This is a genomic window from Pseudomonas sp. ACN8 (assembly GCF_002303925.1).
Classification (GTDB): Bacteria; Pseudomonadota; Gammaproteobacteria; order Pseudomonadales; family Pseudomonadaceae; genus Aquipseudomonas.
In genome coordinates, this window is record NZ_MRCS01000005.1 from 38,818 (window position 1) to 64,395 (window position 25,578).

The following is a 25,578-nucleotide window of genomic DNA, read 5'->3' on the forward strand; positions in this document are numbered from 1 at the left end:
AGGCAATCTCGAAAAAACAAGGAAACAGCGGGTTGAAACTCAGTGATATTGCCCAGTTGGCCGGTGTGTCCGTCACCACCGCCAGCTATGTCATCAATGGCAAGGCCGAACAACAGCGCATCAGCAGCGCCACCGTCGAACGCGTGCGCGCGGTCGTCGAACAACATGGCTTCACGCCTAACCCACAGGCTGCCGGTTTGCGCAGCCGGCACACCCGCACATTGGGCTTCATTCTGCCGGATCTGGAAAACCCCAGTTACGCGCGAATCGCCAAATTGCTGGAGCAAGGCGCGCGGGCCCGGGGTTATCAGTTGCTGATCGCCAGTTCCGACGATGCGCCGGACAGTGAACGGCAACTGCTGCAACTGTTCCGCGCCCGGCGCTGCGATGCACTGATCGTTGCCAGTTGCCTGCCGGCCGGCGACGACAGCTATCGCCAATTGCAGGCCAAGGGCATTCCGATCATCGCCATCGACCGGGTCATGGAACCCGAGCATTTCTGCTCGGTGATCAGTGACGACCGCGAGGCCAGCCTGCAACTGACCCGCAGCCTGCTCGATCCCTTGCCCAAACAGATCGCGCTGATCGGTGCCCGCCCGGAGCTGAGCATCAGCCAGGAACGTTGCGCCGGCTTCAAAGAAGCGCTCGTCGGGTTCAGCGGCGAGGTGCTGATCGAAGAAGGCGAGTCCTTCAGCCGCGAGTGCGGCAAACAACTGATGGAAGAGTTGCTGCAGCGTCTGGGTCATTTGCCCGATGCCCTGGTGACCACATCCTACGTGCTGCTTCAGGGTGTGTTCGATGCGCTGCACGACTTCCCACTGAAAAACCGCCCGCTGCGCCTCGGCACATTCGGCGACACCCAGTTGCTGGACTTCCTGCCGCTGCCGGTCAACGCCATGGCCCAGCAACACCAGTTGATCGCCGACAAGGCTCTTGCACTAGCCCTGGCCGCCATCGAGCAGTCGGATTACCGGCCTGGCGTGCAAGCCATCGCGCGCACGTTCAAGCAGCGTATTCGCCAGGACTGAACCGTGGAGCTGATCGACACCCACACCCATCTGGATTTTCCGGACTTCGACGCCGACCGTCAGGCGTTGCTGGCCGAAAGCCGCGCCCTCGGGGTGCGGCGGATGGTGGTGCTGGGGGTTTATCAGGCCAATTGGCAGCGGGTCTGGGAACTGGTGCAGAGTGATCCCGACCTGCACGCCGCGTTCGGATTGCACCCGGTGTACCTGGACGATCATCGCCCGCAACACCTGAGCGAACTCGGTGACTGGCTGACCCGTCTGGCTGGCCATCGGCAACTGTGTGCGGTCGGCGAGATCGGCCTGGACTACTTTATCGAAACCCTGGACCGCGACCGCCAGCAGGCGTTGTTCGAGGCGCAATTGCGACTGGCGGCGGATTTCAATCTTCCGGCCTTGATCCATGTGCGGCGCAGCCATGCGGCGGTGATTGCCACGCTCAAACGCTTCAAGCTCAAACGGGCAGGCATCATCCATGCCTTTGCCGGCAGCAAGGAAGAGGCCCGGGAATACATCAAGCTGGGTTTCAAACTCGGCCTTGGCGGCGCTGCGACCTGGCCTCAAGCGCTGCGCATGCACCGCGTGCTCGCCGAGCTACCGCTGGATTCTGTGGTGCTGGAAACCGACTCGCCGGACATGGCCCCAGCCATGTTCCCCGGCCAGCGCAACAGCCCGGCACACCTGCCGGCGATCTGCGCGGCACTGGCCGACATCATGGCGATCAGCCCCGAGCAATTGGCCACGGCCAGTACGGCCAATGCCTGCGAGTTGTTTAACTGGTCATAACGGCCAGCACCCGCCCACTGTAGGAGCGAGCCTGCTCGCGATGGCTGAGTATCAGTCGACATCAATGTCGCCTGATAAACCGTTATCGCGAGCAGGCTCGCTCCTACAGGGTCCCCGAGCGCTCTTTCAAACCCGAAACGCGCTGATCAACTGCTTCAACTCCACGACCTGGGCCGACAATGCTCGACTGGCATCTTCGGTCTGATGCGCACCTTCAGCGGTGCGCTCGCCGGCGCGATTGATCTCGACGATGTTCTGGTCGATGTCGTGGGCCACGGCGGTTTGCTGCTCCACGGCGGCGGCAATCTGTTGGTTCTGGTCGACGATCATGCCGACCGCTCCCAGGATGTTTTCCAGCGCCCGCTGGACCTTCTCCGACTGCCCGACCGTGCCGCTGGCCATTTCATGGCTGGTGCCCATGGCCTTGACCGCCGCGCCGACACCGCCATGGAGCCTGGCGATCATCTGCTCGATTTCTTCGGTCGATTGCTGGGTTCGTTTGGCCAGGGTCCGGACTTCGTCGGCCACCACGGCGAAACCACGGCCCTGCTCACCGGCCCGCGCTGCCTCGATGGCGGCATTGAGCGCCAGCAGGTTGGTCTGCTCGGCGATGCTCTTGATCACTTCGAGCACGCGGCTGATGGACTGGCTGTCGCTGGCCAGTTGGTTGATCACCAGTACCGATTGATCGATCTCGCTGGCCAGCGCGGCAATGCTGCCTTGCTGAGATTCCACCAGACTGCGGCCACTGATGGTCTCATCGTTGACACTGTGGGCACTGCTCACCGCCGCGGCGGCACTGCGCGCCACTTCCTGGGAAGTGGCCGACATCTGGTTCATGGCCGTGGCCACTTGTTCGATCTGCGTGCGCTGCCCGGCGACGGCCTGGTTGCTTTGCGCGGAAACGTTTTGCACTTGCCCGGCCTGACGCTCGACTTCGCTGACGGTCTGCCCCACCCGCTCGATCAGGTCATGGATTTTTTTCACCGTGCCGTTGAACACCTCGCCCAACTCCCCCAGCTCATCGCGGCTGTGGGCACTGAAGGTCACGGTCATGTCGCCGGCCGCCACCTTGTCCATCACCGCCCCCAGGCGCTTGAGCGTGGTGCGGGTCGAGGCGTAGAAAGCGCCGTAGAGATAAAAGATCAGCACAAATACGACTGACAGCGCCACGGCCTGCAACACCATGTGCGTGCGGTTCTGGTCCAGGCGTTGCTGTAACTGCGGGCCCAGATACTTCAGGGTGGCTTCGTTGAGTTGGTAGGTCTGGTCCATCAGGGCAGTGACCTGATCGTAAAAACCCTGCCACGGCGCGTCGAGGGTATCGGCCATGACCACTTGCTCTTCGAACAGCTCGCTGGCCTTCTTCAAGGATGCCCGGCTGCTATCGGCCTGAGCGGCCAGGGTCTCACGCGCAGCCTTGCTGGAACCCAGGGCATCCTGCAACTTCAGGCCATACTCGGCCTGGAGCTTTTCAATCTGCGCCAGCAATTCATCGAAACGGGTACTCGAAGCCGAATTGATGAACCCCTGCCCCAACGAGTAAGACCCCATCGCCCGACCTTCGCCCAGGATCTGGGTGACCCGTGGCGTGACGAGGGTGACGAGCTCGCTCAACTGGCGCATGTCGCTCTGGTTGTCGCGACTCAGGCCCGACTGGCTGGTGATGAGCTGGCTGAATATCTGCGCGCTGCCCACCAGTTTGCCGATCAAGGCACTTTTGCTTTGCAGGGAGTTTTCCGTTTGCTGGGCCTTGAACGCGGTGATCATTTCATCGCGTTTACCATCAAACACCGCGACCTGCTCCGGGTCGCTGGCCATCGGTGTCAGCCCTTGCAGGCGAGTCAGAATATTCTGCTCGAGGGTGCTGATTTTCGATTCGACATTGCCGGCCTTGCCGGATTGGCCGAGGCTGACATTGATCTGCACCAGGTTGTTCAGGGTTTCCAGATCGCGCCGCAGCGTCAGGCTGCTGCCCAACAGGTCGAGACTTTGCAGTTCGATGCGCGTGCCCTGGAATTCGCGATAGGAGTCCCGCACCAGATAGAAGTTGGTCACCAGCATCGGCACCAGGAACAGTACGCTGATCAGGCTGAACTTCATGCCGAAGCTCAGGCGGTTCATCAGTGCGACAGCGGGATAGAGCAAGCTCTTCACTGGATGTCTCCCTTCGATTTCTTATTTTTTTTATTGGCGGGCGCAGACAGACGGCAGATAGCCACTATTCGGCGCTATCTCTGTATAACTTAAATCGGCAGGAGGTTTTGTAACTTAAGGTTAACGACAGGGCGAAGCACTTCGCACTAGTGACCGCCCTGTGATCAAGGAGCTTTTCTGAATGCAGCGTTAATGCAGGACCGTCCACAACGCAAACCCGGCATACCAGAGCACCGCCGCACGCAGCAGCAACGCCCAGATGCGGTCCAGATTGTTGATACCTTCGGCGCCGCTCACCGGTGCCGGAATTTCACCGGCCACCAGCCCGACTTTCACGATCAATTGCGCGGCGCTGATGTTCCAGTTCAGCAGCTCATGCAGCATGACCCGACTGACCGCGACAAAATTGCCAACCAACGCCAGGCTCGCCGCCAGCAGACGCACCGGCAACCAGTCGAAGGCATGACGCAGTTGCCCGGCGCGCTCTACCACCGCCGGGTTTTTCCCGTGTTCTTCGGCCAGCGCCAGCAGCCGATAACTCAGCGCCGCGACCGGTCCCAACAGGAAGTACCAGAAAATCACCGCGAAAAAGCTCTGGTAGGCCTCCCACAGCAAATGCCCTTCGACCTGCTCCAGCAACTGCTCGCCACTGTCTGCGCAGATATCCAGATCGCGCTTGGCGACATGGGCCGCCGCTTGCAGGTCCTCCCGACGCCAGGCATCACGGAACGGTCCGAGATCACCCAACAGATCACCGCGCCCCAGGCTGTAGATCACCACCAGCAAATGGATCGGCAACGCCAGTAACCCGTAGGCCACCGGCTCGATGACGACCAGCAGCAAACCCAGCAACGCCACCGGCAACAAGACCATTACCGCCAACACCAGCCATGGCCGCTCCGAAAGTCGCGGGCTGGCCTCAAGCTTGTTCAGCTCGTGTGTCCAGCCATTGTCACGCTGAACCCGATGACGCAGGGCCGAGAACTTCTCGATCCATACCGCCAACAGCAACACCAGAAAACTCATCGTCCTTCCTCTTGTGCCAGGGCGGCACGATAGCGTGCCCAGTCGAACGCCGACCCTGGATCGGTTTTGCGCCCCGGTGCAATGTCGCTGTGCCCGCAGATGCGCTCTGTGGTGATTGCCGTGAACGCCTGTTGCAACTGGCGGGTCAGGGCTGTCAATGCGCTGTATTGCGCGTCAGTGAACGGCAGATCATCCGTGCCTTCAAGCTCGATGCCCACGGAAAAATCGTTACAGGTTTCCCGCCCCTCGAAGCACGAGACACCCGCATGCCACGCACGCTCAAGACATGAAACAAACTGGGTGACGGTACCGTCACGTTCGATCAGAAAGTGCGCCGACACCCGCAAATCCGCGATCCCTTCAAAATAGGGGTGTTCGGTGACATCCAGACGATTCTGGAAAAATTCCTGCACCTTGCCGGTGGCGAACTGCGCTGGCGGCAGGCTGATGTTGTGGATCACCAGCAGGGAAATTTCGCCTGTGGGGCGCGCATTGAAGTTGGGTGAGGGGCAGACATGCACACCCTGAATCCAACCGCTCGCGGGGTCCAACTGCATACCGATTCCTTCAACGTCGACTGTATTGGCACAGTATGCCGCGATAATCCCCCGGGGCGCGATCACTTGCCGCGATTGAGGCACTTGAGGTTGCCGATCACCGACTCCAGCGCCCGCTCGAACAGCAAGGTGTCGTCAAGCACTCGCGCCACGCCGTTGCGCAGCTCCAGGGCCAGGTCGGTGCGACGGCGCTCGCCCTGGGTAACCGCGAGAAAGTCGGCCAGCAATTCGGAAAATATCGCTGGGTCATCGACAAAGTCATTCAACAGACGCTGTACGACCTGGTCGATGCGCACGTAAAGGCTGTCACGCTCATGATCGTCACAGGCTCCCCACCCCATGGCCGCGTTGGCGATTTCGTTGAGCAGACGTCGCGCCGGATGATTGCTGCGACTGAAGAAGCTCTTGTCGAGCACCGCCACCTTGACCAGTGGAATCTGCAATCGGCCAATCAGTGCCTTGAGGGAATCCGGCAGGTTGCGATCATCGAGCATGCATTCGAAAAGCATGGCGACCAGGTTGATCACATCTTCATCGGCCTCCCCGAAAACCCGCGACCGACCGCTTTTGACGCTGACTCGGGTCAATAACTGTTCGAGCTGGTTGCGCAGATCGAAATCATCAACGGCCGCCGGTGCCGGCACGTATTGCTGCAAGTGCGAAAGCAGGCGCAACAGATCTCGCGTGGAAATCGGATCGGGGCCCTCATCGGTCAGTCCGACCGTGACGCTTTTGTCAGGTCGGTCCGTGGTACGACGCACCGGGGCCAGTTTCAGGTTGGGTAAGACACCGGTGGCGAGCAGCAGCTGATTGGCTTCTGCGTAAAGCTGATCGGCCTCGCTGAGGACATAGCGTTCGAACAACGTGAGGATGATCAGCTTGACCTTGATCTCAAGCCCGAGCTGGCGTGCGGCTTGCAAAAAGTATTCGCAGAACATCGCCGGACCCAGAGGGTTGTGCAGGTCGCCCGGCTCCTTGCCCAACAAGGCACAGAGTCGGGCCGTCAGTTGGTCCAGGGCGAAACCGTCGCGATCCAGCACCCGGCTGACCATCGCCTGCACCGCGACCGTGCGCTCGCGCTCGTCATCGGGTTGCGCCGTCGAGGTATCGGCCGCCAGAGTCTGGGGCAAGGCCGCAAACGCGCTTTCGTAGTGGGCAAGTCGGATAAACGCGGCGAAAAGCTGCTCGAGAAAAACCCGCTCGATGCTTTTGCGCTTGAGGCGCAAATCGCGCATCGCTTGAAAGAAGATGTTCTGCTCGATGTCACAGCGGGCGCGGTCGGCCATTTCGAAGAGGGTGTCGTCGGCGTTGTCGAACAGCGCCTGCAATCCGTGTCGCAGCTGTTGCGCGGCCTTGTCGCGAACCTGAAGAAGAATCGCCGGCAGTCGGGCGAGTGGCGAGTGAGCCACCTGGTCGGTAGTTGCCTTGTGCAAAGGCACTACATTCCCGTCGTTGTGCATTCGGCCTCCCTGGAACGGTGATGCGTCAACTCGTCAAACTCATGACGTCAAATACAAGGCGAATTATCTTTTAAAAACTCCCCCTTGCGCCAGAAGACTCTGCATCTGCTCTCAAACAGGCGTTTGCTTGGCAACGATGACCAACACGACAATGGCAGGGATTCGACCAAATGCAGGCGCCCGTGCCAACGTAACGCTCTGATGCCTTGGGTTGGTCCGTGCCATGGCCCTATAATCGAGCCACTTTGTTTGTGGAGTCCGTTATGCCGAACCTACATCTCGCCGATCTGACCGCCGAAATCGAAGCCAACGTGCGCCGTGCGTTGCGTGAAGACATCGGCAGCGGCGACATCACCGCGCAGTTGATCCCGGCCGAACGCCTGGCCAAGGCCACCATCATTACCCGCGATGCGGCCGTCATCAGCGGCACCGCCTGGGTGGATAACGTGTTTCGGCAACTGGACCCACGGGTGGCGGTGCACTGGCAGGTTGCCGACGGTGAACGGGTGGCGCCCAACCAGGTGCTGTTCCACCTCGAAGGCCCTGCACGCTCGCTGCTGACCGGCGAACGCAGCGCCCTGAACTTCCTGCAGCTGCTCTCCGGCGTGGCGACCCGCGCGCAGTACCTGGCGGACTTCGTGGCCGAGACTCAGGTCAAGCTGCTCGATACCCGCAAAACACTGCCGGGGCTGCGCCTGGCGCAAAAGTACGCCGTAACCTGCGGCGGTTGCCACAACCACCGCATTGGCCTGTATGACGCCTTCCTGATCAAGGAAAACCACATCGCCGCCAGCGGCGGTATCGCCCAGGCCATCGCCGCCGCGCACAAGATTGCCCCGGGCAAACCGGTCGAGATTGAAGTGGAAAGCCTGGATGAATTGAAAGAAGCGCTGGCGGCCGGTGCCGACATCATCATGCTCGACGAACTGAGCCTGGACGACATGCGCGAAGCCGTGCGCCTGAACGCCGGCAAGGCCAAGCTGGAGGCCAGCGGCGGGATCAACGAAAGCACGTTGCTGCCGATTGCACAGACCGGGGTGGATTACATTTCGATCGGTGCGATGACCAAGGATGTGAAGGCGGTTGATCTGTCGATGCGCCTGAGTCTCTGATCACACGTACAAATTGTAGGAGCGAGCTTGCTCGCGATGTACCCGAGAGCGCCACGTTTAACCAATAAACCCGCGTAATCGTTTACGACCATCGCGAGCAAGCTCGCTCCTACAGTTCGTGTCAAACCACCAGGTTGTTCATCTCGCAGTACTCTTCCCACCCGACGCCCAACACCTCGGCAGCTTCTTTGTGCAACTTCAGGCGTTCTGCTTCGTATTCTTCCGGCGTTGAGGTGTACTTGAGCGTCAGCTCCCACGGCTGCAGGCCCTGGGCTTCGGCCTCGTCCTCGAACGCCCATTGAATCTGGTCTTTCTGATCATCGGCACTCAGGTCCTTGATCTCTTCCATCAGATCCGGCACATCCAGCACGTACTTTTTCAGTGCTTCTTCGTGTCTGGCTTCTTGGGTCAATTCTTTTATTGTCATGGCGTTCTCGTTGATCTGGGGAATGGAAGATGGATCTGGATCATCAAGGATCTCTCTGACGCAAAAAACCGTAAGCAGCGCGGTTTGTCTGGCCTTCAGAACCATTCGGGATCATCTGAAAACAAGTCTTGCTGGTGCCCGAGACAGGAATCGAACCTGCGACCTTCGCGTTACGAGTGCGCTGCTCTACCGGCTGAGCTACACGGGCGGTGGGCTAAACCTAGCACTGACTTCAGGGGCAGGCAACTTCCGGAACGTCTCAATTTCCTGCAGACAAAAAAATGCCCCACAGCTTTCACTGCGGGGCACTTTCTACAACGTTGAAGCGCTCAGGCGTAAGGCGTGATTAAACGCCCGAAGCCTTGGCTGCTGCCACGTCTTTGATGGACAGCTTGATACGACCGCGGTTGTCCACGTCCAGTACCAACACTTCCACTTCCTGGCCTTCTTTCAGGATGTCGGTCACTTTCTCAACGCGAGCGTCGCTCAGCATGGAGATGTGAACCAGACCGTCCTTGCCCGGCAGGATGTTGACGAATGCGCCGAAGTCGACGATGCGCTCAACCTTGCCCACGTAGATCTTGCCGATCTCGGCTTCAGCGGTGATGCCCAGAACGCGCTGACGTGCAGCTTCAGCCGCTTCCTTGGTTTCGCCGAAGATCTTGATCGAACCGTCGTCTTCGATGTCGATCGAAGCCTTGGTCTCTTCACAGATCGCACGAATGGTCGCGCCGCCTTTACCGATGACGTCACGGATTTTGTCGGTGTCGATTTTCATCGCGATCATGGTCGGAGCGTTGGCCGACAGTTCGGTACGCGACTGGCCAATGATCTGGTTCATCTGGCCGAGGATGTTCAGGCGCGCTTCCAGGGCTTGGCCCAGAGCGATTTCCATGATCTCTTCGGTGATGCCCTTGATCTTGATGTCCATCTGCAGCGCGGTGACGCCTTTGGCGGTACCGGCTACCTTGAAGTCCATGTCGCCCAGGTGGTCTTCGTCACCCAGGATGTCGGTCAGGACGGCGAATTTTTCGCCTTCTTTAACCAGACCCATGGCGATACCGGCAACCGGCGCCTTCATCGGCACACCGGCGTCCATCAGGGCCAGGGAAGCGCCGCAAACGGAAGCCATCGAGCTCGAACCGTTGGATTCGGTGATTTCCGAAACCACGCGGATGGTGTACGGGAACACGTCAGCGGCAGGCAGCATGGCCGAAACCGAACGACGGGCCAGACGGCCGTGACCGATTTCACGACGACCAGCGCCACCCATGCGACCACACTCGCCTACCGAGAATGGTGGGAAGTTGTAGTGCAGCATGAACGGGTCTTTCTTCTCGCCTTCCAGGGTGTCCAGCAGCTGTGCATCACGGGCAGTACCCAGAGTTGCAACGACCAGAGCCTGGGTTTCGCCACGGGTGAACAGAGCCGAACCGTGGGTCTTGGGCAGAACACCGACTTCGATGTTCAATGGACGTACGGTCTTGGTGTCGCGACCGTCGATACGTGGCTTGCCGTTAACGATGTTTTCGCGAACGGTGCGGTATTCGATTTCGCCGAAAGCCGCTTTGACTTCGCTGGAAGAAGGCTGGCCTTCTTCACCGGACAGCTTGGCAACGACCTGGTCCTTCAACTCGCCCAGACGAGCGTAACGGTCGGCCTTGACGGTGATGGTGTAGGCCTGGGAGATCGCTTCGCCGAACTCGGCACGGATAGCGCCCAGCAGTTCGGTGGCTTCTGGCGCAGGAGCCCAGGTCCAGGTTGGCTTGGCAGCTTCAGCGGCCAGTTCTTTAACGGCGTTGATCACAACCTGGAACTCGTCGTGAGCGAACAGTACCGCGCCCAGCATCTGGTCTTCGGTCAGCTCTTTGGCTTCCGATTCAACCATCAGCACGGCGTCCGAAGTACCGGCAACGACCATGTCCAGGCTCGAAGCCGCCTGTTGCTCGTAGGTCGGGTTCAGCAGGTAGCCGGTGCTTTCGTGGAACGCAACGCGGGCAGCGCCGATCGGGCCATCGAAAGGAATGCCGGAGATCGCCAGGGCAGCCGAGGTACCGATCATCGCAGCGATGTCCGGATCGGTCTTCTTGCTGGTGGAAACGACGGTGCAGACTACCTGCACTTCGTTCATGAAGCCTTCAGGGAACAGCGGACGGATCGGACGGTCGATCAGTCGGGAAGTCAGGGTTTCTTTCTCGGAAGGACGGCCTTCGCGCTTGAAGAAACCGCCAGGGATCTTACCGGCAGCGTAAGTCTTTTCCTGGTAGTGAACAGACAGAGGGAAGAAGCCCTTGCCTGGATCGGCTTGTTTTGCACCGACTACGGTCACCAATACGCTGACGTCGTCGTCAACGGTGACCAATACTGCGCCGGAGGCCTGACGGGCGATACGGCCAGTCTCGAGGGTAACGGTCGACTGACCGAACTGGAATTTTTTGATTACCGGGTTCACGGTGTCCTACCTTCTTTGTGGCTCTTGGGGGAACTGGTTTCTTGCGAAATTCTTGGGCAATGTCGGGAATCGGCCCGACTGGTTTGTCCAGGTGTCACTCAGGTAAAGCAGGTATCCAGATAAAACTTGAGGCTGGAAGCCTGCCATGCACCAGCGGGAAACCCGCTGGTGCACGACAGACAGCCAACCTCTAGCGCAATCGCTTATTAGCGACGCAGACCCAGGCGACCGATCAGAGTCTGATAGCGACCCAGATCCTTGCCTTTCAGGTAGTCCAGCAGCTTACGACGCTGGTTAACCATGCGGATCAGACCACGACGGGAGTGGTGGTCTTTACCGTTGGCCTTGAAGTGACCTTGCAGCTTGTTGATGTTGGCGGTCAGCAGTGCAACTTGCACTTCTGGCGAACCAGTGTCACCAACAGCTTGCTGGTAGTCAGCTACGATTTGAGCTTTTTCTTGAACGTCGAGAGCCATGAGGCAATCCTTTTATCAGGAAACTGTTTGTCGAAAAACAGTTTCAACAGGCCAGGGACAAATCCCTGTATCTAAAAAAGAGTAGTGACCGTGCCTGTTGACAGCCACCCTCGCCAGCCTGCTGTTACACAGACTGGTTTCGGTCATTCTGACCGAATCAGTCGACGCGGCGCGATGCGCCCGTCTTCGCTCACTTCACCGATACCGATGAAACGACCATTGTGATCCTGTACCCGCACCATGCCGAACTTCGGAGCATCCGGGGCACGTACCGGCTGGCCGTTGAGCCAGTAGAACGCACTCGCTTCCGAGAACTGCAACAGTGGCCAATCCAGCAGGCCGCTGTCCGATGGCATCAGGAAGCGATCGACCGCTTCGTTGCCGCCTTCGGCATGTACCGCTTCCAGCTCTTCGAGGGTAACCGTCTGCGCCAGGGTGAATGGCCCGGCCTGGGTACGTCGCAGTTCTGCAACGTAAGCGCCACAACCGAGTTGCTCACCGATATCCTCCACCAGGGTACGGATATAGGTGCCTTTGGTGCAATCCACCGCCAGCCGCGCAGTATCACCTTCGAAGGCCAGTAATTCCAAGCGCGTAATAGTAACAGAACGCGGTTCGCGCTCCACTACTTCGCCCGCACGAGCCAGCTTGTACAGCGGCTGGCCATCACGCTTGAGCGCCGAGTACATCGGCGGTATCTGACTGATTTGCCCACGAAATTTCGGCAGTACAGCCTCGACATCGGAGCGACCAACGGTCACCGGGCGTTCCTGCAAAACTTCACCTTCGGCATCCGCCGTGGTGGTGGTCTTGCCCAGTTGCGCCAGGGTTTCATAACCCTTGTCGGAATCGAGCAGGTATTGCGAGAACTTGGTCGCCTCACCGAAGCACAGCGGCAACACGCCGGTGGCCAAGGGATCGAGACTACCGGTATGACCTGCCTTTTCGGCGTTCAGCAACCAGCGAACCTTCTGCAAGGCCGCGTTGGAGGTGAACCCCAGCGGCTTGTCGAGAAGGATAATGCCGCTGACGTTACGACGGATACGTTTGACCTGAGCCACCGATTACTCCTTGGTGTCTTCGGCTTCTGCCGCAACCGGATGCTGATTGTCTTCAGCCACTGCGCGCTCGATCAATGCCGACAGGTGCGCGCCACGCACGACGCTTTCGTCGTAGTGGAAGTGCAGCTGTGGAACGCTACGCAGCTTCATCTCGCGAGCCAGCTGCATGCGCAGGAAACCGGCGGCGGAGTTGAGCACCTTGATGCTTTGTGCGATTTCTTCGGCGCTGTCCTGACCCATCACGGTGATGAAGATCTTGGCGTGACCGACGTCACGACTGACTTCCACAGCGGTAATGGTGACCAGGCCGACGCGCGGGTCTTTGACTTCACGACGGATCAGTTGTGCCAGCTCGCGCTGCATCTGATCGCCGATACGTTGGGTACGGCTATATTCTTTTGCCATGTCTTGTTACCTGTTACTGCCTCACGGTGAAACCCGTGTGGTCTGAAAGCGGCAAACGCCCGGCCTGACAGAAGCCAGACCGGGCGTTGCGTTTAGAGTCCTGGTGACGAGCTGCGCATTTGCATGCGGCTACCCGTCACGGCTCCCGAAGTGCGCGAATTAGAGGCTGCGAGCAACCTGCACCTTCTCGAAGACTTCGATCTTGTCACCGACTTTAACGTCGTTGTAGCTCTTCACGCCGATACCGCATTCCATGCCGGCACGTACTTCGGAAGCGTCATCCTTGAAGCGGCGCAGGGATTCCAGCTCGCCTTCGAAGATAACGATGTCTTCACGCAGTACACGGATTGGACGGTTACGGTGCACAACACCTTCGATAACCATGCAACCGGCGATCGCGCCAAACTTCGGCGAACGGAACACGTCACGCACTTCGGCGATACCCAGGATGTTCTCGCGAACATCGCTGCCGAGCATACCGGTCAGGGCTTTCTTGACGTCTTCGATGATGTCGTAGATCACGTTGTAGTAACGCATATCCAGACCTTCCTGCTCGACGATCTTGCGCGCGCCGGCATCGGCACGCACGTTGAAGCCGAACAGTACAGCGTTGGAGGCCAGTGCCAGGTTGGCGTCGGATTCGGTGATACCACCGACACCGCCACCGACCACACGCACCTGCACTTCGTCGTTACCCAGGCCGTTCAAGGCACCGTTCAACGCTTCCAGCGAACCACGGACGTCGGATTTGAGGACGATGTTGAGCGTCTTCTTCTCTTCCTGGCCCATGTTTTCGAAGATGTTTTCCAGCTTGCCGGCGTGAGCACGGGCCAGCTTGACTTCGCGGAACTTGCCTTGACGGAACAGAGCCACTTCACGGGCTTTCTTCTCGTCGGCAACCACGCTCATCTCGTCGCCAGCGTCCGGGGTACCGTCCAGGCCGAGGATCTCGACAGGGATGGCCGGACCGGCTTCCTTGATTGGCTTGCCGTTCTCGTCGAGCATGGCGCGAACGCGGCCATAGTTCGAACCGACCAGGACCATGTCGCCTTGGCGCAGGGTACCGTCTTGAACCAGAACGGTAGCCACCGGGCCACGGCCCTTGTCCAGACGGGATTCAACCACGACACCGCGACCAGGAGCCGATGGAGTTGCAGTCAGCTCCAGGACTTCGGCTTGCAGCAATACGGCTTCGAGCAGTTCGTCGACGCCAGTACCCATCTTCGCCGAGACCGGTACGAACGGCGTGTCACCACCCCACTCTTCCGACGTCACGCCGTGAACCGACAGTTCGCTACGGATGCGATCGAGATCGGCGCCCGGCTTGTCGATTTTGTTCACTGCTACTACCAACGGTACGCCAGCTGCCTTGGCATGCTGAACGGCTTCGATGGTCTGTGGCATCACGCCGTCGTCCGCTGCAACCACCAGGATCACGATGTCGGTCGCCTTGGCACCACGGGCACGCATTGCGGTAAACGCAGCGTGACCAGGGGTGTCGAGGAACGTCACCATGCCACGATCGGTTTCAACGTGGTAAGCACCGATGTGCTGGGTGATACCACCGGCTTCGCCAGCAGCAACCTTGGCACGACGAATGTAGTCGAGCAGGGAAGTCTTACCGTGGTCAACGTGGCCCATTACGGTCACGACTGGTGCACGGGAAACTGCCTCGCCTTCAAACTTCAGGGACTCGGCCAGGGAATCTTCCAGGGCGGTGTCGCTGACCAGGGTCACTTTGTGGCCCAGCTCTTCAGCAACCAGTTGGGCAGTTTCCTGATCCAGTACCTGGTTGATGGTCGCTGGAGTACCCAGTTTGAACATGAACTTGATGATTTCAGCAGCCTTCACCGACATCTGCTGGGCGAGATCGCCAACAGTGATGGTTTCGCCGATCTTCACTTCGCGCACGACAGGACCGGTAGGGCTCTGGAAACCGTGAGCGTTGCGCTTCTTCAGCTTGGCCTTGCCGCGACCACCACGACGGAAGCCATCGCTTTCTTCGTCGGTAGTACGTGGAGCAACACGTGGAGCCGGAGCCTTTTCCTTGACGGAAGCACGATGCGGAGCGTTTTTGCGCTCGCCATCGCCGCTACCGCGACGGTTGCTGTCGTCGGCACGTGGCTTGTCCGGACGGCGCTGTTCGTCACGCTTGCGGGTATCGGCCGCAGGCGCTGGAGCAGCCGCCACAACCGGTGCGCTTTCGCGAACTGGCTCGGCCACCGCAGCAGGCGCTGCAACAGGTACGGTTTGAGCGGTCTGCGCAGTAGCAGGCTGGCGACGCGCTTCTTCTTCGGCGCGACGCTTGGCTTCTTCTTCAGCCTTCTGACGAGCAGCATTTTCTACTGCGCGACGTTCATCCAGTTCACGCTTGCGCTCGGCTTCGATTTCTTCCGGGCTGCGCTGTACGAAGACTTTCTTCTTGCGTACTTCAACGCTGATGCTCTTGCTGCCAGCAACACGCAGGGTGCTGGTGGTTTTACGCTGCAGCGTAATCTTGCGTGGTTCTTCCACTTTCGCCTTGTGGCTGCTTTTCAAGTGAGTCAGCAACGATTGCTTCTCACTGTCAGTCACATGTTCTTCGGCGGCGGTGTGCGGCAGACCTGCCTCACGCATCTGCTGCAACAGGCGCTCTACCGGTGTTTTGACCTCATCGGCCAGTTGTTTCACCGTGACTTGCGTCATGCACTTCTCTCCTCAGGCCGCGCCTAATTACTCGAACCAGTGGGCTCGGGCGGCCATGATCAACTTGCCGGCACGATCATCGTCAATGCCGTCGATGTCGAGCAGGTCGTCAATAGACTGCTCGGCCAGGTCTTCGCGGGTAATTACGCCGCGCACCGCCAGTTCCATCGCCAAATCCTTGTCCATACCCTCAAGCGAGAGCAGGTCTTCGGCCGGATGGGCGTCTGCCAGCTTTTCCTCAGTAGCGATGGCTTTGGTCAACAAACGATCCTTGGCACGAGCGCGAAGCTCGTTGACGGTTTCTTCGTCAAAGCCGTCGATGTTGAGCATTTCTTCCAACGGTACGTAGGCAATCTCTTCCAGGCTGGTGAAGCCTTCATCTACCAGCACCTGTGCGAGGTCTTCGTCGACTTCCAGCTCGTCGATGAAGTTGCGCAGGATGTCGCCGGTTTCTGCTTGCTGCTTAGCCTGGATGTCCGATTCGGTCATCACGTTCAGGGTCCAGCCAGTCAACTGGCTAGCCAGACGCACGTTCTGACCACCGCGACCGATGGCCTGAGCCAGATTGTCTGCGCCAACGGCGATGTCCATTGCGTGGGCATCTTCGTCAACGATAATTGCCGCAACCTCGGCCGGGGACATGGCGTTGATCACGAATTGAGCCGGGTTGTCGTCCCACAGAACGATGTCAACACGCTCACCGCCCAACTCACCCGACACTGCCTGGACGCGCGAACCGCGCATACCGATGCAAGCGCCCTGCGGGTCGATGCGTTTGTCCTTGGAGCGAACGGCGATCTTGGCACGCGAACCCGGATCACGGGACGCAGCCATCACTTCGATCAGGCCTTCGGCAATTTCCGGCACTTCGATGCGGAACAACTCGATCAGCATTTCCGGCGCGGTACGCGACAGGATCAGCTGCGGGCCGCGGTTCTCGGTGCGGATTTCCTTGAGCAGCGCACGCAGACGCACGCCAACCCGGAAAGTTTCGCGAGAAATGATGTCTTCACGGGCCAGCAACGCTTCAGCGTTGTTGCCCAGATCAACGATCACGTTGTCGCGGGTGACTTTTTTCACGGTGCCGGAGATGATTTCACCCAGGCGTTCGCGGTAAGCGTCAACAACCTGAGCGCGCTCGGCTTCGCGAACTTTCTGCACAATGACTTGCTTGGCAGTCTGTGCAGCGATACGGCCGAATTCGATGGACTCGATCTTCTCTTCTACGACGTCACCGACCTTGGCGCCAGGATGCGTTTCGGCAACCTTGCTCGGCCAGGTTTCGATGGCCGGATCGTCCAGGTCTGCTTCTTCGACGACCGTCCAGCGACGGAATGTCTCGTAAGCACCGGTGTGGCGATTGATTTCCACACGCAGATCAACTTCGTCTTCGAAACGCTTTTTGGTAGCAGTGGCCAGGGCCAGCTCCAGCGCTTCAAAAATCACGTTTGCCGGTACGCCCTTTTCATTGGATACCGACTCAACAACCAGCAGTACTTCTTTGCTCATCGTACGCCTCGCCTTTCGCAAGCCATTGGATCCGCGGGATCCGCAGTATCTGGCACGCCTCAGTCAAAACTGGGAATAATGTTGGCCTTGTCGATCATATCGATCGGCAACAGGAACTCATGGTCTTCTACCTGCACCACGACATCCTGCTCTTCTACGCCGCGCAGAAGGCCCTGAAAGTTGCGTCGTCCTTCAAAAGGCGAGCGCAGCTTGATCTTCACTTGTTCACCGGCAAATTTTGCAAACTGCTCAAGAGTGAACAGAGGGCGTTCCATGCCAGGCGAGGAAACTTCAAGGGTGTACTCAACGGAGATTGGATCTTCAACATCCAGCACACCGCTGATCTGGCGGCTGACGATGGCGCAATCGTCCACCAGCACGCCGCCTTCTTTATCGATATAAACGCGCAACATCGAGTGACGACCCTGAGCCGAAAACTCGATACCCCAGCATTCATAGCCTAGGGCCACGACCACCGGGGCCAGCAAGGCCTGCAACTCTTCTAGCTTGCTCGACACCTGAACCCCCTAGTGCATGTATGTGCATGCTATGCAAAATAAAAAAATGGGCGAAACGCCCATCCTTGAAACGCCGTCGAACAGCGGCGTTGAAAGTGTCCAGCTAACAAAAAGCCCCTTAAAAGGGGCTCCTTAAACTGGTTGCGGGGGCCGGATTTGAACCGACGACCTTCGGGTTATGAGCCCGACGAGCTACCAGACTGCTCCACCCCGCGACAAAGCTGGGGCGGAAGTATACGACCGATCCCCTACAGGGTCAATGTAACCTTCCACCTGCAAGAAAGCCCGCAACAGCGGGCTCTCCTGACTAATTGGTACCGAGAAGGGGACTCGAACCCCTACACCCTATGGGCACAACCACCTCAAGGTTGCGTGTCTACCAATTCCACCACCTCGGCAATACTACGTTTGAAACCCTTCTTACTTCTGCTCTTGAGCTGGAGGCACGTCAGTCGCTGGAGTAGCCGACTTTTGCTCTTGAAGCACCGGGACATCATCAGAAGCCGGTTGTTGCTTTGGAACTTCCAGTACCGCTGGATTTGGGAGACCTACTTGAGTCAGCTGGTGAGCCTTCTCTTTAGCAAAGTAACCTAACCCCAAGCTGGTTATGAAAAAACCTGCGGCAAGTATAGCAGTAAACTTACTAAGAAAGGTAGAGGAACCTTGGCTTCCGAACACAGTATTTGAAGCACCTGCTCCGAAAGACGCGCCAGCATCCGCACCTTTACCCTGCTGCAGCAAAACCAGAGCCACTACGCCCAATGCACCCAGCAGATGAAAAACGACTACGACTGTTTCCAGCATTTTTTCAGTTTCCCGCGGCGCGACAGATCGCACCGAACTCATCTGCATTCAGGGAAGCCCCACCAATGAGGCCCCCATCGATATCCGGCATGCCGAACAGTTCGACCGCATTGGCCGCCTTCACGCTGCCGCCGTATAGAAGCCGCACACCTTGTGCGACTTCAGAATTCTCTGCCGCCAACTGGGCGCGAATGGCTGCGTGCACATCCTGCGCCTGTTGCGGCGTTGCAGTCAGCCCGGTACCAATGGCCCAGACCGGCTCGTAAGCGATCACTGCCTTGGCAAAGGCACCGACACCCAGCTCCTCGATGATACTGCCCAGCTGACGCGAGACAACCTCAAGAGTTTTTCCGGCTTCACGCTGCTCAAGGGTTTCCCCTATGCACAACACCGGAATCAAGCCACATGCCTGTGCCGCTGCGAACTTGCGGATCAGCACTGCGTCCTGCTCGCCCATGATCTGGCGGCGCTCGGAGTGCCCGACAAGCACCAGGGAACAACCTGCATCCACCAACTGACTCGGTGCAACTTCACCGGTCAACGCACCTTGTCCGGATTCCACCGCAGAATTCTGCGCGCCGACCGAAATCGACTTTCCTTCCAGGCCATCAATCACTTGATTGATATGCAGGAAAGGCGGGAATACCGCGACATCAACACTGCTCGGCAAGGCCAAGTCACGAAGGCCGTTGATCAGCTCAGCGACGCTGGCGCGGGTACCGTGCATCTTCCAGTTACCAGCTACCATAGGGCGACGCATGCTGTACCTCGTCGGTCAAAGTGGGCGCAGATGTTACCCAACACAATCATGGCTGGCAAGCCGAATTCAGGCAGAAACTTCAGTAACCAGTTTTGCCAGCTCTTCGGCATAGCCGCGAACCTGCGTTTCGTCTTCGCCTTCGACCATCACACGCACCAGTGGTTCGGTTCCGGACTTGCGCAACAGCACACGCCCCCGACCTGCCATGGCCTTGGTCACACGCTCACTGGCCTCCTTGACCGACGGATGATCGAGAGGACTTGCGCCGCCACCGAATCGCACATTGATCAACACCTGAGGGCACTTGCGTAGCGCCTGCCGGGATTGCGCCAGACCATCGCCACGCGATTGCAGCGCCATCAACACCTGCAGCGCCGCAATGATTGCATCACCCGTGGTGGTGTGACTGAAGCATACGATGTGCCCGGAGTTTTCACCCCCCACGATCCAGTTGCGCTCCAGCAGCTCGGCAATGACATAGCGATCGCCGACGTTGGCACGCACCAATGGAATGCCCAGGTCCGCCAGGGCCAGTTCCAGCCCCAGGTTACTCATCAGGGTTCCGACCACACCGCCCTGCAGCCTGTCGCGCTCATGCAGATCACGGGCAATGATGAACAGCAATTCGTCGCCATCCACCACCGCACCGGTGTGATCGACCATCTGAACGCGGTCACCGTCACCATCGAAGGCAATACCCAGATCGGCCTGCTCGGCCACAACGGCAGCCTGCAGCGCCCCCATATGGGTCGAACCGCAATTGTCGTTGATATTCAAACCATTCGGCTGCGCCGACAGCACGACGACTTCAGCGCCCAACTCGCGAAACACACTCGGTGCCACTTTGTAGGTCGCACCGTGAGCGCAATCGATGACGATTTTCAGGCCCGAGAAGCTGGTGCCGGTCGGCACGCTGCTCTTGCAGAATTCGATATAGCGTCCCGACGCATCGTTGATTCGCGAGACCTTGCCGATCTTGCTCGACTCCACCACGGTCATTGGCGTATCGAGCAACTCTTCAATCATCAGTTCGACTTCATCCGGGAGCTTGGTGCCCTTACCGGAGAAGAACTTGATGCCGTTGTCATCATGGGGATTGTGCGACGCACTGATCACGATGCCAGCCTCGGCATGGAAAGTGCGCGTCAGATAGGCGATAGCCGGAGTCGGCATCGGCCCCAGCAGCATCACATCGGCACCTGCCGACGTCAGGCCCGCCTCGAGCGCCGACTCAAACATGTAGCCGGAAATTCGGGTGTCCTTGCCGACCAGCACCTTGCAGGCGCCCATCTTGCGAAAAGCCATGCCAGCAGCCCAGCCGAGCTTGAGCATGAAATCAGGAGTAATCGGGTATTGACCCACCCGACCACGAATACCGTCGGTACCAAAATATTTCCTAGTCATAAATGCTCCATGATTCTTATTCGGCTGATTCCACTGCGGCGATCATTCTCACCACATCCACTGTTTCGGCCACGTCATGGACGCGCAAAATACGCGCGCCCTTCTGCACAGCCAGGGCCGCGAGAGCAAGACCGCCATACAAGCGCTCTCCGACCGGCCGGTTCAAGGCCTGACCTATCATGCTCTTGCGCGAAACGCCCACCAGAAGTGGCCGCCCAAAGGCATGCAGGGCTTCCATATGCTTGAACAAGCTTAGATTGTGCTGCAAGGTTTTGGCGAAGCCAAAGCCGGGGTCAAGAATGACCCGCTCAGCCGGAATGCCCACCAAAGAACACTGATGCAGGCGCTCAGCGAGAAACTCGCCGACTTCCCTTGTGACATCCTGATACTGCGGATTGTCCTGCATATCGCCCGGCTCGCCCAGCATATGCATCAGGCAGACCGGCAGGCCGGTGGCCGCTGCAGCATCCAGGGCACCATCGCGACGCAACGAACGCACGTCATTGATCAACCCGGCACCCAGGCGCGCGGCTTCTCGCATGACGGCTGGCGTTGAGGTGTCGACCGATATGATCACATCCAGCTCGCGGCTGATGCGCTCGACGATGGGAGCTACGCGCTCCAGCTCTTCGAGTGGCGATACGACCCTGGCTCCGGGGCGGGTGGATTCTCCACCGACGTCGATCAGCGTCGCACCGGCCACCACCATGGCTTCGGCGTGGCGCATGGCCGCGTCGAGCTGGCTGTATTGGCCACCATCGGAGAAAGAATCAGGGGTGACGTTGAGAATACCCATGACATGCGTCTGGGCCAAATCAAGAACCCGGTTGCCGCAAGGCAACCGGGTCGAGGACTGAACAGAAGTCATTTCAAACCTTATACGTCAGCAGCAGGACCGCCGATCGGTGTTTCCGGACGCTCATCCTGCACCACCGGCGGAGTACCGGAAGTACCCGTGCCACCCGACCAGTCGCGCGGCTCGCGAGGCGGACGACCGGCCATGATGTCGTCAATCTGCTCGGCATCGATCGTTTCGTACTTCATCAAGGCATCAGCCATCGCATCGAGCTTGTCACGGTTGTCCGTGAGAATCTGCTTCGCCGTGCCATAGCACTGATCGATGATGCTGCGTACTTCGGAGTCGATCAGCTTGGCTGTCTCACCAGAGAAGCTTGCACCCTGACCGCCACCGCCGCGACCGAGGAACACTTCACCCTCTTCTTCGGCATACATCAACGGACCGAGCTTTTCCGAAAGACCCCACTTGGTCACCATGTTCCGCGCAATCTGGCTGGCGCGCATGATGTCGTTGGAGGCACCGGTGGTCACGCCATCGAAGCCCAGGGTCATTTCTTCAGCGATACGACCGCCGTACAGCGAGCAGATCTGGCTGATCAACGCACGCTTGGACAGGCTGTAACGATCTTCTTCCGGCAGGAACATGGTCACACCCAGCGCACGACCGCGCGGGATGATCGACACCTTGTACACCGGATCATGCTCCGGCACGACACGCCCCACGATGGCGTGGCCCGCTTCGTGATAAGCCGTGTTCTGTTTTTCTTTCTCGGACATGACCATGGATTTGCGCTCGGCGCCCATCATGATCTTGTCTTTCGCCAGTTCGAACTCTTTCATCTCGACGATGCGCTTGCCGGCACGGGCAGCGAACAACGATGCCTCGTTCACCAGGTTGGCCAGGTCAGCACCGGAGAAGCCTGGAGTACCACGAGCGATCACGGCCGGAGCAACGTCGTCGCCCATCGGCACTTTGCGCATGTGAACCTTGAGAATCTGTTCGCGACCACGGATGTCCGGCAGACCGACCACTACCTGGCGGTCGAAACGACCCGGACGCAGCAGCGCAGGGTCCAGTACATCAGGACGGTTGGTCGCGGCAATCACGATGATGCCGTCATTCATTTCGAAGCCGTCCATCTCGACCAGCAACTGGTTGAGCGTCTGCTCGCGTTCGTCGTGACCGCCACCCATGCCGGCGCCACGATGGCGACCGACCGCATCGATTTCGTCGATGAAGATGATGCACGGAGCGTGTTTCTTGGCCTGTTCGAACATGTCGCGAACACGGCTGGCACCGACACCGACGAACATTTCGACAAAGTCGGAACCGGAAATGGTGAAGAATGGCACTTTGGCTTCGCCGGCGATGGCCTTGGCGAGCAAGGTCTTACCGGTACCCGGAGGACCGACCATCAGCACACCGCGAGGAATGCGACCACCCAGGCGCTGGAACTTGCCCGGATCGCGCAGGAATTCGACCAGTTCACCGACTTCTTCCTTGGCTTCGTCGCAACCGGCAACGTCAGCCAGGGTCGTTTTCACCTGATCTTCCGAGAGCAGGCGCGCCTTGCTTTTACCGAAGCTCATCGGCCCGCCCTTGCCACCGGCACCGCCCTGCATCTGGCGCATGAAGAACATGAACACGGCGATGATCACGAGGATAGGGAAGCTGGCGACCAGAAGCTGAGTCCAGATGGATTGCTGTTCAGGCTGCTTGCCTTCGACCACGACGTGGTTATCCACCAGGTCGCCGATCAGGCCGTTGTCCTGGATCGCGGGACGGATGGTCTTGAAGCTGTCGCCATCGTTGCGCTTGCCTGTAATCACGTAGCCATCAACCGCCACGCGCTCGACCTTGCCATCCTTGACCTGCTGGATGAAGTCGGAATAGTTGAGGGTCTGCGGCTCGTTAGGGCTGGAGAAGTTGTTCATCACCGTCACCAGGACAGCCGCAATGATCAACCACAGGATCAGATTCTTTGCCATATCGTTCAATTAACTACCCTCTGAAGCAAGCTCCGCTACTGACGCGCGCTTCGCATGATATTCACCGGCCTAACTTACTACATTACCTACAACTTGGCAGGCGCCGTCTGTAACCCTTTGTGAAACACTTCCTACACAATATTCGCTAATTCTGACAAGGCGTAATACAAAAAACCTATCACCCTGATCGAAAATTCACTCAACCCTCACTGCGTCCGCGGAAACCGCGACCCAGCAGGTACTGTTCGCGAGAACGGTCGCGCGATGAGGTCGGCTTGCGCATCTGCACCTTCTCGAACTGCTGGCGAACGCTCTTGTGGAACTCGTCGAAGCCTTCGCCCTGGAAGATCTTGATCAAAAAATCACCACCGGGCTTGAGCACCCGAGTCGAAAGATCCAGTGCCAACTCGCACAGGAACATCGCTCGCGGCATGTCCACGGCCGGTAATCCACTCATATTGGGGGCCATGTCGGAAATCACAAGGTCTACTTCCTTATTTCCGACGGCATCGAGGATCTGGGCCAGTACGGCATCCTCGGTAAAGTCGCCCTGAATGAAGGTGACGTCCGGGATGCTGTCCATTTCCAGAATGTCAGAAGCGATCAGTGTGCCCTGCCCACCAATCAGACGACTGGTCACCTGGGACCAACCACCCGGGGCCGCACCAAGGTCGATTACGCTCATGCCCGGGCGGATCAGACGATCCTTTTCCTGGATCTCCAGCAGTTTGTAGCTGGCGCGGGAACGGTACCCGTCTTTTTGTGCCATTTTGACGAATGGGTCGTTGAAATGTTCTTTCAGCCAGTTAAGGCTTGTCTTGGAACGGGCCACGGGCCACCTCGAAAATAAAACGGGTCGTGATTAACTGGGCGGTCCCGGACTCGCTCGGGTAAACTGGCCGCCGCTTTTTACAAGATCAGACGCAGGGGTCAGATTATGCCGCTCACTCAAGAGCAGAAGAAACAGTACAAATCCATTGGCCACCATCTGAAACCGGTTTTGATTGTGGCAGACAATGGTTTGACTGAAGGTGTGTTAGCCGAACTCGAACGCGCATTGGCGGATCACGAGCTGATCAAGATCAAGCTCAACATCCTCGATCGCGAATCGCGCCTGGCGTCCATTGCAGAGCTCTGCAAGGTCGGCAAAGCGGATCTGGTCCAGGTCATCGGCAAGATGGCACTGATCTACCGCAAGAACTTCAGCGTCAACAAGCAGCTGTCGAACGTCCATCGCTTCAAGTGATGGCAAGGGTCAAGGGTGTGCTTCGCGCACCCTGCCACTCCACCCCGGCATCGGCTGCAACACCAGCACCAGCCCGGAAAAGCCCAGGACAAGATAGCTGAACACCTGCCAACGATCGGCATCCGGCCAGCCGAAACGCACCGCGAAGTACATCGCGCACGCACACAGCGACATCAACAGCAGCTGCCCGCGAATATCCCGCCATAGACTGGCAAGGCCCTCGGCCTTAACCAGCACCAAAGCCTGAAAAATCACACACGCCGTAGCGAATCCCGTTACCAGCGTATTGAGCATGCCTGCGATTTCGTCGATCAGCAGCGGCGCCAGGCCAATTCGCCCCAGCACCGGCAGCAGACCGATTTGCAACAGCCACAGGCCGCCGACCCACAACATCTGGGTCAGTTGCCAAAGCATGGCGCCCGCACGAAGCGGGCGCCAACCTTCAGATGTGACGAACTTCGACAATCTCGTACTCGATAACGCCGCCAGGCGTTTTCACGGCGACCACATCACCCTCTTCCTTGGCAATCAAGGCGCGGGCCAGTGGCGAACCCACCGAAATCTTGCCGAGTTTGAAGTCAGCCTCATCCTCACCCACGATGTGGTAAGTGACGCGCTCATCCGTCTCGACGTTGGCGATTTCAACGGTGGTGCCGAAAATCACTTTGCCGGTGTGCGGAATGGTCGTGACATCAATGATGACCTGATTCTGAATTCGGCCTTCGATATCACGGATCCGCGCCTCGACCATACCCTGCTGCTCACGGGCAGCGTGGTATTCGGCGTTTTCCTTCAAGTCACCCAACTCGCGGGCCGTACCGATGTCCTGGCTGAGCTTCGGACGAACGACCTTGGTCAGGTGAGTGTGTTCTTCTTCCAGGGCGCGAGCGCCCTGAACGGTCATTGGGTACTTCGTTATGC

At 58.7% G+C, this 25,578-nt stretch carries 23 protein-coding genes, 3 tRNA genes and 1 pseudogene; 4 read left to right on the top strand and 23 right to left on the bottom strand.

Features of this window, described 5'->3' with window-relative positions; genetic code table 11:
• The first annotated feature begins 32 nt into the window (after positions 1 to 32).
• Together cra and BSF44_RS04100 are read left to right on the top strand one after the other, a co-directional pair.
• Positions 33 to 1,028 carry a catabolite repressor/activator gene (gene cra / locus BSF44_RS04095; protein ID WP_095942391.1) on the top strand — a complete coding sequence of 332 codons (996 nt, stop codon included), beginning with the start codon at positions 33 to 35 and terminating at the stop codon, positions 1,026 to 1,028.
• Between the two features lie 3 nt (positions 1,029 to 1,031).
• Entirely contained in the window at positions 1,032 to 1,811 is a 780-nt protein-coding gene (locus tag BSF44_RS04100) for a TatD family hydrolase (RefSeq protein WP_095942392.1), read from the top strand.
• 126 nt (positions 1,812 to 1,937) lie between these two features.
• Here the strand turns inward: BSF44_RS04100 and BSF44_RS04105 are convergent, their stop codons facing one another.
• The 4 genes and pseudogenes from BSF44_RS04105 to BSF44_RS04120 all read right to left on the bottom strand — a co-directional run.
• Positions 1,938 to 3,968 carry a methyl-accepting chemotaxis protein gene (locus tag BSF44_RS04105; RefSeq protein WP_095942393.1) on the bottom strand — a complete coding sequence of 677 codons (2,031 nt, stop codon included), beginning with the start codon at positions 3,966 to 3,968 and terminating at the stop codon, positions 1,938 to 1,940.
• Positions 3,969 to 4,157: 189 nt separating this feature from the next.
• A complete protein-coding gene (gene ampE / locus BSF44_RS04110; RefSeq protein ID WP_095942394.1) occupies positions 4,158 to 4,994 on the bottom strand; it encodes a regulatory signaling modulator protein AmpE in 837 nt (278 codons plus the stop codon).
• Positions 4,991 to 5,551 carry a 1,6-anhydro-N-acetylmuramyl-L-alanine amidase AmpD gene (ampD, locus tag BSF44_RS04115; RefSeq protein WP_095942395.1) on the bottom strand — a complete coding sequence of 187 codons (561 nt, stop codon included), beginning with the start codon at positions 5,549 to 5,551 and terminating at the stop codon, positions 4,991 to 4,993. Before ampD ends, ampE begins: the two co-directional genes overlap by 4 nt.
• Before the next feature lie 95 nt (positions 5,552 to 5,646).
• Positions 5,647 to 7,011 (bottom strand): annotated as a pseudogene (locus BSF44_RS04120) (DUF1631 family protein); the annotation flags it as partial.
• A 263-nt stretch (positions 7,012 to 7,274) separates the two neighbouring features.
• Between BSF44_RS04120 and nadC the strand changes: the two are divergent.
• The gene (nadC, locus tag BSF44_RS04125; RefSeq protein ID WP_095942396.1) at positions 7,275 to 8,123 is read left to right on the top strand and encodes a carboxylating nicotinate-nucleotide diphosphorylase; all 849 of its coding nucleotides are present in this window, start codon (positions 7,275 to 7,277) and stop codon (positions 8,121 to 8,123) included.
• 121 nt (positions 8,124 to 8,244) lie between these two features.
• On the opposite strand, the gene BSF44_RS04130 is transcribed toward nadC, so the two are convergent.
• The 17 genes from BSF44_RS04130 to rlmE form a co-directional block, all read right to left on the bottom strand.
• On the bottom strand, positions 8,245 to 8,550 hold the full coding sequence (locus BSF44_RS04130; protein ID WP_095942397.1) for a DUF6388 family protein: 306 nt from the start codon (positions 8,548 to 8,550) through the stop codon (positions 8,245 to 8,247).
• Between the two features lie 132 nt (positions 8,551 to 8,682).
• Positions 8,683 to 8,758, bottom strand: a tRNA-Thr gene (locus tag BSF44_RS04135).
• A 138-nt stretch (positions 8,759 to 8,896) separates the two neighbouring features.
• A complete protein-coding gene (pnp, locus tag BSF44_RS04140) occupies positions 8,897 to 11,002 on the bottom strand; it encodes a polyribonucleotide nucleotidyltransferase (RefSeq protein WP_007915263.1) in 2,106 nt (701 codons plus the stop codon).
• Positions 11,003 to 11,208: 206 nt separating this feature from the next.
• Complete coding sequence (gene rpsO, locus BSF44_RS04145; protein ID WP_015093441.1) at positions 11,209 to 11,478, bottom strand: 30S ribosomal protein S15; 270 nt, start codon at positions 11,476 to 11,478, stop codon at positions 11,209 to 11,211.
• A 143-nt stretch (positions 11,479 to 11,621) separates the two neighbouring features.
• On the bottom strand, positions 11,622 to 12,539 hold the full coding sequence (truB, locus tag BSF44_RS04150; RefSeq protein ID WP_095942398.1) for a tRNA pseudouridine(55) synthase TruB: 918 nt from the start codon (positions 12,537 to 12,539) through the stop codon (positions 11,622 to 11,624).
• A gap of 3 nt (positions 12,540 to 12,542) precedes the next feature.
• Positions 12,543 to 12,944 carry a 30S ribosome-binding factor RbfA gene (gene rbfA / locus BSF44_RS04155; protein WP_007973108.1) on the bottom strand — a complete coding sequence of 134 codons (402 nt, stop codon included), beginning with the start codon at positions 12,942 to 12,944 and terminating at the stop codon, positions 12,543 to 12,545.
• 159 nt (positions 12,945 to 13,103) lie between these two features.
• On the bottom strand, positions 13,104 to 15,629 hold the full coding sequence (infB, locus tag BSF44_RS04160) for a translation initiation factor IF-2 (protein ID WP_095942399.1): 2,526 nt from the start codon (positions 15,627 to 15,629) through the stop codon (positions 13,104 to 13,106).
• 27 nt (positions 15,630 to 15,656) lie between these two features.
• Positions 15,657 to 17,138 carry a transcription termination factor NusA gene (nusA, locus tag BSF44_RS04165; RefSeq protein WP_007900474.1) on the bottom strand — a complete coding sequence of 494 codons (1,482 nt, stop codon included), beginning with the start codon at positions 17,136 to 17,138 and terminating at the stop codon, positions 15,657 to 15,659.
• Positions 17,139 to 17,197: 59 nt separating this feature from the next.
• On the bottom strand, positions 17,198 to 17,656 hold the full coding sequence (gene rimP / locus BSF44_RS04170; RefSeq protein WP_007973115.1) for a ribosome maturation factor RimP: 459 nt from the start codon (positions 17,654 to 17,656) through the stop codon (positions 17,198 to 17,200).
• 138 nt (positions 17,657 to 17,794) lie between these two features.
• Positions 17,795 to 17,871: transfer RNA gene (locus tag BSF44_RS04175), tRNA-Met, on the bottom strand.
• Positions 17,872 to 17,968: 97 nt separating this feature from the next.
• A tRNA-Leu gene (locus BSF44_RS04180) sits at positions 17,969 to 18,054 on the bottom strand.
• A 22-nt stretch (positions 18,055 to 18,076) separates the two neighbouring features.
• Positions 18,077 to 18,460 carry a preprotein translocase subunit SecG gene (gene secG, locus BSF44_RS04185; RefSeq protein WP_017336473.1) on the bottom strand — a complete coding sequence of 128 codons (384 nt, stop codon included), beginning with the start codon at positions 18,458 to 18,460 and terminating at the stop codon, positions 18,077 to 18,079.
• Positions 18,461 to 18,464: 4 nt separating this feature from the next.
• Entirely contained in the window at positions 18,465 to 19,220 is a 756-nt protein-coding gene (gene tpiA, locus BSF44_RS04190; RefSeq protein WP_046038710.1) for a triose-phosphate isomerase, read from the bottom strand.
• Between the two features lie 66 nt (positions 19,221 to 19,286).
• On the bottom strand, positions 19,287 to 20,624 hold the full coding sequence (gene glmM, locus BSF44_RS04195; RefSeq protein ID WP_095942400.1) for a phosphoglucosamine mutase: 1,338 nt from the start codon (positions 20,622 to 20,624) through the stop codon (positions 19,287 to 19,289).
• A 16-nt stretch (positions 20,625 to 20,640) separates the two neighbouring features.
• Positions 20,641 to 21,492, bottom strand: coding sequence for a dihydropteroate synthase (gene folP / locus BSF44_RS04200; protein ID WP_095942401.1), 852 nt, complete (start codon positions 21,490 to 21,492; stop codon positions 20,641 to 20,643).
• Between the two features lie 8 nt (positions 21,493 to 21,500).
• Entirely contained in the window at positions 21,501 to 23,411 is a 1,911-nt protein-coding gene (gene ftsH / locus BSF44_RS04205) for an ATP-dependent zinc metalloprotease FtsH (RefSeq protein WP_095942402.1), read from the bottom strand.
• A 199-nt stretch (positions 23,412 to 23,610) separates the two neighbouring features.
• The gene (gene rlmE, locus BSF44_RS04210; RefSeq protein ID WP_095942403.1) at positions 23,611 to 24,243 is read right to left on the bottom strand and encodes a 23S rRNA (uridine(2552)-2'-O)-methyltransferase RlmE; all 633 of its coding nucleotides are present in this window, start codon (positions 24,241 to 24,243) and stop codon (positions 23,611 to 23,613) included.
• Positions 24,244 to 24,348: 105 nt separating this feature from the next.
• Between rlmE and BSF44_RS04215 the strand changes: the two genes are divergently transcribed.
• Positions 24,349 to 24,657, top strand: coding sequence for a YhbY family RNA-binding protein (locus BSF44_RS04215; RefSeq protein ID WP_007942889.1), 309 nt, complete (start codon positions 24,349 to 24,351; stop codon positions 24,655 to 24,657).
• Positions 24,658 to 24,666: 9 nt separating this feature from the next.
• On the opposite strand, the gene BSF44_RS04220 is transcribed toward BSF44_RS04215, so the two are convergent.
• Positions 24,667 to 25,071: an MFS transporter gene (locus tag BSF44_RS04220; protein ID WP_095942404.1), complete on the bottom strand. Its 405-nt coding sequence runs from the start codon at positions 25,069 to 25,071 to the stop codon at positions 24,667 to 24,669.
• Positions 25,072 to 25,099: 28 nt separating this feature from the next.
• Complete coding sequence (greA, locus tag BSF44_RS04225; protein ID WP_034148383.1) at positions 25,100 to 25,576, bottom strand: transcription elongation factor GreA; 477 nt, start codon at positions 25,574 to 25,576, stop codon at positions 25,100 to 25,102.
• Positions 25,577 to 25,578 lie beyond the last annotated feature (2 nt).